The sequence below is a fragment of the Amycolatopsis sp. NPDC051061 genome, assembly GCF_040682935.1.
Lineage (GTDB): Bacteria > Actinomycetota > Actinomycetes > Mycobacteriales > Pseudonocardiaceae > Amycolatopsis.
On the sequence record NZ_JBFBBZ010000002.1, the window covers coordinates 393,079 to 399,699 of the forward strand.

At 72.4% G+C, this 6,621-nt stretch carries 8 protein-coding genes; 3 read left to right on the top strand and 5 right to left on the bottom strand.

Going from position 1 to position 6,621, the window contains the following annotated elements; genetic code table 11:
• Nucleotides 1–10: 10 nt before the first annotated feature.
• A complete protein-coding gene (locus AB0N03_RS04620; protein WP_364365294.1) occupies nt 11–505 on the top strand; it encodes a phage holin family protein in 495 nt (164 codons plus the stop codon).
• A 5-nt stretch (nt 506–510) separates the two neighbouring features.
• Nucleotides 511–1,431 (top strand): alpha/beta hydrolase, encoded by a 921-nt coding sequence (locus AB0N03_RS04625; RefSeq protein WP_364365297.1) that lies wholly within the window; start codon nt 511–513, stop codon nt 1,429–1,431.
• On the opposite strand, the gene AB0N03_RS04630 is transcribed toward AB0N03_RS04625, so the two are convergent.
• Nucleotides 1,424–2,512, bottom strand: a complete 1,089-nt coding sequence (locus tag AB0N03_RS04630; protein ID WP_364365300.1) for an FAD-dependent monooxygenase — start codon at nt 2,510–2,512, stop codon at nt 1,424–1,426. The two genes, AB0N03_RS04625 and AB0N03_RS04630, sit on opposite strands and share 8 nt — an antisense overlap.
• Nucleotides 2,513–2,621: 109 nt before the next feature.
• Here AB0N03_RS04630 and AB0N03_RS04635 point away from each other — a divergent pair, with 109 nt between their 5' ends.
• Nucleotides 2,622–3,503: a GntR family transcriptional regulator gene (locus AB0N03_RS04635; RefSeq protein ID WP_364365303.1), complete on the top strand. Its 882-nt coding sequence runs from the start codon at nt 2,622–2,624 to the stop codon at nt 3,501–3,503.
• On the opposite strand, the gene AB0N03_RS04640 is transcribed toward AB0N03_RS04635, so the two are convergent.
• The 4 genes from AB0N03_RS04640 to nth all read right to left on the bottom strand — a co-directional run.
• A complete protein-coding gene (locus AB0N03_RS04640) occupies nt 3,500–4,684 on the bottom strand; it encodes a MarP family serine protease (protein ID WP_364365306.1) in 1,185 nt (394 codons plus the stop codon). The two genes, AB0N03_RS04635 and AB0N03_RS04640, sit on opposite strands and share 4 nt — an antisense overlap.
• A gap of 3 nt (nt 4,685–4,687) precedes the next feature.
• Complete coding sequence (locus AB0N03_RS04645) at nt 4,688–5,386, bottom strand: CoA pyrophosphatase (protein WP_364365309.1); 699 nt, start codon at nt 5,384–5,386, stop codon at nt 4,688–4,690.
• Nucleotides 5,383–5,991, bottom strand: coding sequence for a TlpA disulfide reductase family protein (locus AB0N03_RS04650; protein WP_364365312.1), 609 nt, complete (start codon nt 5,989–5,991; stop codon nt 5,383–5,385). The genes AB0N03_RS04645 and AB0N03_RS04650 overlap by 4 nt, the downstream gene beginning before the upstream one ends.
• On the bottom strand, nt 5,988–6,621 hold a 634-nt coding region (nth, locus tag AB0N03_RS04655), incomplete at its 5' end, for an endonuclease III (RefSeq protein ID WP_364365315.1). The genes AB0N03_RS04650 and nth, both read right to left, overlap by 4 nt.

Sequence of the window (6,621 nt, forward strand, 5' to 3'; positions counted from 1 at the left end):
CGATGACCCGGTGAGCAGCCCCAAACACGAACGCACCGGCCCCGACGGCGTGGGGGCCGTGCCTTACCTCCCGCTGTCCTCCGACTCCGACATCCCCGGCGACCAGTCCCTCGGCCGTCTGGTCGGCGACGCGACCCAGCACATCTCCACCTTGGTCAGGGCCGAGATGGAGCTGGCGAAGTCCGAGCTGGTCGGCGAGGTGAAGAAGGGCCTCAAGGGGGCCGTCTACTTCCTGATCGCGCTGACGGTCTTCCTGTACAGCACGTTCTTCCTGTTCTTCTTCGCCGCCGAAGGCCTGGCCGAGTGGGTGCGCTACCGCTGGATCGCGTTCGGCATCGTGTTCTTCGTGATGCTGCTGGTCGCGGGGGTGGCCGGGTTCCTCGGCTACCGCAAGGTGAAGAAGTTCAAGGCACCCGAGCGGACCATCGCCAGCGTCAAGGAGACCGCCGCCGCGCTCAAGCCGCAGAAGGCGCCGGACGCCGACCTGACGACCACGCGCGACTGAGTTCGTTGCCCGCGTCCCCCGACCCGTCGAGCGTCCGGCTCGACGGCCCGTGGGTCCACCGCGACGTGTCCGCGAACGGCATCCGGCTGCACGTCGCCGAGCTCGGCGAGGGGCCCGTCGTCGTGTTGCTGCACGGGTTCGCCGAGTTCTGGTGGACCTGGCACCACCAGCTGCGGGCCCTCGCCGACGCCGGGTTCCGCGCGGTCGCCGTCGACCTGCGCGGCTACGGCGACTCGGACAAGCCGCCGCGCGGCTACGACGCGTGGACGCTCGCCGGGGACGTCGGCGGCCTGGTCAAGTCGCTCGGCGCGCGCCGAGCGCACCTCGTCGGGCACGCGTGGGGCGGCATGCTCGCCTGGACGGTCGCGGCCCTGCACCCCCGGCTCGTGTCGTCGGTGACGGCGATCGGTGCCGCCCACCCGCTGGCCCTGCGGTCGTCGGCGGCCCGTCCGTGGCGAGGCCAGGGGCGGGCCACCGGGCACCTCTTCCGCTTCCAGGTGCCGATGGCGCCGGAGAAGTGGCTCGTGAAGAACGACGCCCAGGCCGTCGAAGACCTCTTCGGCGGCTGGTCCGGAAGCCGCTGGCAGTCCACTTCGGACTTCGCCGGCAGCGTCGCGGCCTTCCGGCGGGCGATGCTCGTCCCCGGCGTCGCGCACAGCGCGCTCGAGTACTACCGCTGGGCATTCCGTGCGCAGTTCCGCGGCGAAGGCCGCCGGTTCACCGACGCCGTCGGCGCCCGGATCACGGCGCCGACGTTGCAGCTGCACGGCGCCGACGACACCTGCATCCTGCCCGAGACGGCGACGTCGTCGGTGCGCTGGGCGGGCCCGCACGCCGAGCCGGAGCTCTGGCCGGGCGTCGGGCACTTCCCCCACCTCGAGGCGCCGGAACGCACCTCGGCGGCCCTCGTCGACTTCCTCAAGTGAGGTCGATGGCGTTCTTCGCCCGCTCGATCGACTCCTCCGCCGGGCCGCCCGTCGGGTTCTCCGTGGCCAGCGCCTGGTTGAGCGCGGCGAACTGCCGCATCCGGCGCTCGTAAGCCGCGAAGGCCGCTTCGTGCTCCGCGCGGCCCAGCTCCTCAGCGAGGACGTACGCGCCGACCAGCGCGAGGCTCGTCCCCTGACCCGACAGCGCCGAAGCGCAGTAGGCCGCGTCGCCGAGCAGCACGACCCGGCCCGCCGACCAGCGGTCCAGGTGGATCTGCGCCATCGCGTCGAAGTAGAAGACGTCCGCGGCGGCCATCGCCTCCAGGAGCTTCGGCACCTCCCAGCCGACTCCCCCCAGCCGCTCGGCGATGAGCCGCTTCTGGTCCTCGACGTCCATCCGGGGCAGCGGGTCCGAGCCGAAGCCGAGGGTGACGCGCAGCTCGGTGTTGTCCCGGACCGGGTAGATCGCCCCGCCGGTCTCCTCGTGCCGGAACCAGACCTGCCAGTCCTCGAGGCCCAGGAAGTTCGGTGCCGGGAAGATCGCCAGGTACTGGCCGAGGTGGCGGACGAACCGCTCTTCCGGCCCGAAGGCCAGCCGCCGCACCGCCGAGTGCAGGCCGTCCGCGCCGACGACCAGGTCGAACGTCCGGAAGCCGCCGCGCTCGAACTCGACGCGCACGCCGTGCGCCTCCTCCGTCAACGCCGTGATCGAGTCGCCGAAGACGTACTCGACGTCGGACGCCTCGAGCAGGATCTCCACGACGTCGTCGCGCAGGATCTCGAAGTCGTCGCTGTCGAGCCGCCCGCTGCTGTAGGTGAACTCCTCGGACCGGAACAGCTCCTGCCCGTCGCCGTCCACCATGGACATCCCGCGCATGCGGGTGCGCACCGCGCGCATCCGCTCGCCGAGACCCATCCGGTCGACGACGTCGAGTGCGGCGCCCCGCACGTCGATCGCCTGGCCGCCGGTGCGCGGGGCCGACGCGCGCTCCACGACGGTCACCGCCCAGCCCGCGCGGGACAGGAACCAGGCCAGGGTGCCGCCGGCGACACCGGCACCGGAGATCAGGACGTTTCGCAAGGGATCCTCCAGAGTTGTACGCTTGTCCGCACCACAGTGTGGTTTCCGCAGGTGAACAGCCAAATCTGTACTAGTACAGGTGCCGTGCTGTCCTAGCTCAGGGAGAGCCGTGAAGTACGTGGTCATCGCCGACGAACTGCGGGGCCGGATCGCCCGCGGCGAGCTTCCGCCGGGTGCGCGGGTGCCCTCGACCCGGCGGCTCGCGACCGACCACGGCGTGGCGATGGCGACCGCCGCCAAGGCACTGGCCCTGCTGGGCCAGGAAGGGCTGGTGCGCGCCGAGCCGCGCTCGGGCACGGTCGTCGCGAGCCGGGAGCGACGCGGTAGCCAGCGGGGCCTGACCCGCGACCGGATCGTGCGCGCGGCGATCGAGATCGCCGACGCGGAAGGCCTGGCCGCGTTGTCCATGCGCGGCGTCGCGGCTCGCCTGGGTGCCGCGACCATGGCGCCGTACAAGTACGTGACCGGCAAGGACGAGCTCGTGCTGTTGATGGCCGACGCGGCGTACGGCGAGCGCGGCTACCCGGAGAACCCGCCGCCGGGCTGGCGGGAACGGCTGACGCTCGGCGGCCGGACGCTCTGGTCGCTCTACCGCCGGCACCCGTGGCTGGCCCAGCTCGCGCCGATCACCCGCCCGCTGCCGCTGCGCAACCTCGGCCTGCACGCCGAGTGGGCCCTGGCCGCGCTGGCCGAGCTCGGCGTCGACGCGGCGACGCTGTGCGATCTCCACGTGCTGTTCTTCAGCTACGTCCAGGGCATCGCGATCCACCTCGAACGCGAGCAGCACGCCCTTGCCGCGTCCGGGCTGTCCGAGGAGCAGTGGATGGACAAGCAGGCCCCGGCGATGGCGCCGATGACCCTCGGCAGGCCGGTGTTCGCCAAGATGCTCCGGGAGCTGGGCGAGACCGGCTACGACCTGGTGCTCGAAGACATCTTCGAGTCGGGCATGCGGGCGCTGCTGGACGGCCTCGCGCTGCGGTTCGGGCGCTAGGCGGCGCAGGAGCCGGTGGACACGTTCGCCGACTGCGACGGCGCCGCGTCGACCTCGGCCCGCACCTGCTCGGCCGTGAGCGTGAAGCCCGTCTCCGGATCCTCGACCGCCGCGCCGAACACGACGCCGATGACCTGGCCGTCCGGGGTCACCATCGGGCCGCCCGAGTTGCCGCTGCGGATCTCCGCGCGGACGGTGAAGACGTCCCGCTGCACGGTGTTGGCGTCGTAGATGTCCGGGCCGCGCAGGTTGATCCGGCCGCGCACGCGGGCCGGCGTCGCCCGGTACGGGCCGTCGAGCGGGTAGCCGAGCACGATCGCGCTGTCGCCCGCCCGCGCCGTCTCCGACGCGAACTGCAGGGCCGGGGCGCGCAGCCGCGGCACGGCGAGCACCGCGATGTCGACCTCCGGGTCGAAGTACACGACGCGCGCCGGGTAGTCGCCCTGCGTCGTCTCGATGCCGACGGTGTCGGTGCCCGCCACGACGTGCGCGTTCGTCATCACCCGCTGCGGCGCGATCACGAACCCGCTGCCTTCCAGGGATCGCGAGCACGAGCTGGCGCTGCCGCGGATCTTGACGACGCTGCCGTGCAGCTGCTGGACCGTGCCGCTGCTCTGCAGCGCCGGGTCCGGCGGCGAGGTGTCCGCCGTCGGGGCCTTCTGGAACGGGTCCATGACCGACGGGAAGCCGGAGGCGTCGAGCAGCTTGCGCAGCTGGCTGGGGAAGCCCTGCGCGGCCTCCGGCATGGCGTCGTTGACCTTGCCGAGCACCACCGAGCCGTTGATCGCCTTGGCGAGCCCCGGCAGGCCGGACACGGTCGTCAGCGGCGTCGCGATCAGCCACGCCACGATGAAGACGACGAGGGCCTGCACGACCGCGCCGAGCGTCTTGTCGACACCGGACAGCTTGTCCGGGTTGATCTTCTGACGCAGCCGTCGCCCGACGTAGACACCGAGGGCCTCGCCGAACGCGACCAGGAACACCACGGTCGCGACCGCGAACGCGACCTTCCACACGGGATCGTCGAAGAACGAGACGACGACCGGCGCGAGCTTGATCCCGGCGAGCGCGCCGAGCACGACCCCGACCAGCGACGGCAGCGCGACGATCACGCCCTGGTATGCGCCGGACACCGCCGCCAGCACGGCCAGCAGCAGGACCAGCACATCGACCCAGTTCACGCGTTACCCCTTGCCGTCCAGTCGCGCCTGGTACGCCGCCAGCGCTTCGTCGAGGTCCCGGACTTCGTCCGAGTCCCATTCGCGTTCCCAGCCTCCCAGGCCGAGCAGGACGGAGAGCAACCCGGCGGTGAACCCCCACACGAACAGGCCCGAAACCTCGAAGGCCGGCCCCTTCCACGGCGCGCCGGCCTTCTTGACCATGAACCGGTTGGCCGGGTCGACCAGGTCGGCGAGGGGGACGCGGGCGACGGACGCCGTCTCGGCCAGGTCGACCGCGTGCACCGGAGACGGCTCGGCCCAGTGCGCCAGCACCGGCGTCACCGCGAACTTCGACACCGGGACGAACAGCTCCGGCAGCACCGCGACCGGCCGGACGCCGGACGGGACGACCCCGGTCTCCTCTTCGGCCTCGCGCAGCGCGGTGCCGACCGGGCCGCCGTCGCCGTCCTCGGCGCCGCCGCCGGGGAACGCGACCTGCCCGGCGTGCGAGCCCAGCGTGTCGGCGCGGCGCTGCAGCAGGACGTCGGGCTCGCCGTCGGCTTCGCGCTCGCCGAAGAGGATGAGCACGGCCGCGGCGCGCGTGTAGGTGTCCTCGGGCGGGCTGAACCTGGTGAACGTCTTCGAATCGACCTCGGCGCTGACCTTGACCAGCGGCCGGAGCCACTCGGGCACCGACTCCGGCTCGACCAGTGGTCCGATCACGATGCCCCCTCGACTGCCGCGCGCACCTGGTCAGTGTTCCCGAACGTGCGTGGATTCGCGATGAACCGCACCTCGCCCGCGGCGGTGACCAGGTAGGACGCCGGGAGCGACGACGGCACCTTCAACGCCGTCCGGACGGGCCCGCCCGGCCCGTCGCCGTCGAACACCGACGGTAGGTGCACGCCCAGTTTCGCCAGCAGGTTCAAGCCGTCCTCCGCCGGGCTCTGGACCTGGACGCCGAGCACGCGCACGGCACCCGGCTGCCGGGCGTACTCCTGGAGCACGGGCAGCTCGGTCCGGCACGGCTCGCACCACGACGCCCACACGTTGACCAGCGCGGGAGCACCGGCGAGGGCCTTGCCGACGTCGACGCTCGCGCCGTCGCCGAGGCAGTCCGCCTCGACACCGTCGAACTGCTTCACCGGCTGCGCGGGACCGGCGGCGGGGCAGGGTTGGAGCGCCGCCGCAGACCGGGCCGGGGCCAGGGCGGCAGAGTCTTCAGACGGTCCCGCGGCGCTGTCGTCACCCCCGCGCGGCAGCAGCGCGACGATGAGCGCCACCGCCAGCACGGCGGCGGCCAGCGCCCATTTGGTGACGGTCGTCACCGGGGCGCCGCCAGCGCCAGGATGTGATCCTTTTCGACGCCTTTGACCAGTTTCGCGGCTTCTTCGAACCCGGTCGGGCCGGTGCCGTAGGACGGGCAGTCCCTGGCCAGCGGGCAGGCGCCGCAGGCCGGCTTCTTGGCGTGGCAGACGCGCCGGCCGTGGAAGATCACCCGGTGCGAGAGCATCGTCCACTCCTTGCGGGGGATCAGCTCGCCGACCGCGTGCTCGACCTTGACCGGGTCCTCTTCGGCCGTCCAGCCCCAGCGCCGGACCAGCCGGCCGAAGTGGGTGTCGACCGTGATGCCCGGCACGTCGAAGGCGTTCCCGAGCACGACGTTGGCGGTCTTGCGGCCGACGCCGGGCAGCGTGACGAGGTCGTCGAGCTTGCCGGGGACCTCGCCGTCGAAGCGCTCGACCAGCGCCGCGCCGAGGCCCATCACGGAGTTCGCCTTGGCCCGGTAGAAGCCGGTGCTCCGGAGGAACTCCTCCAGCTCGGTGCGGTCGGCGCCCGCGTAGTCGGCGGCGGTCCGGTAGCGCTTGAACAGCGCGGGCGTGACCAGGTTCACCCGGACGTCGGTGGTCTGCGCGGACAGCACGACCGCGACCAGCAGTTCCAGCGGAGTGGTGAAG